The following is a 443-nucleotide window of genomic DNA, read 5'->3' as shown; positions in this document are numbered from 1 at the left end:
AAGCCTTTTACACACAAACTTTCAATCTTGACAAATTTTAATCTCTTTTATATAATCTATTCATAATTCAAAGGAGAAAAGTCTTGAAAAATTACATAAAACTAATGCGACCAAAGCATTGGATTAAGAACATTTTGATATTCGCCGCGCTCATATTCAGCGGCAGAGTTTTCGAATCGAATGCACTCTGGCTCTCAGTTTTAAGCCCTGTTTTGTTTTGCCTAACAGCTTCTTGCGTATATATCCTAAACGATCTGCGTGATGTCGAGAGCGATAAGAAACATCCGACAAAAAAACATCGCCCAATAGCAAACGGCAGCGTTAGTATTAAAAACGCATATATTCTTTTACTTTCTCTAGTCGCGATCATCGCTATTTCTTCTATATTCCTATTCAACACGCCATACCCAATACTAATCCGAAAGCGATGCTATATTTAATAC

At 36.1% G+C, this 443-nt stretch carries 1 protein-coding gene; it reads left to right on the top strand.

The window, feature by feature from the left end:
* The first annotated feature begins 104 nt into the window (after positions 1 to 104).
* Positions 105 to 440 (top strand): UbiA family prenyltransferase, encoded by a 336-nt coding sequence (locus ACYVTD_RS16860; RefSeq protein ID WP_461248801.1) that lies wholly within the window; start codon positions 105 to 107, stop codon positions 438 to 440.
* Positions 441 to 443 lie beyond the last annotated feature (3 nt).

The organism is Treponema sp. R6D11, from assembly GCF_054786075.1.
Note: the sequence above shows the minus strand (reverse complement) of the source record. Positions and strands in the feature narration are given on the sequence as shown.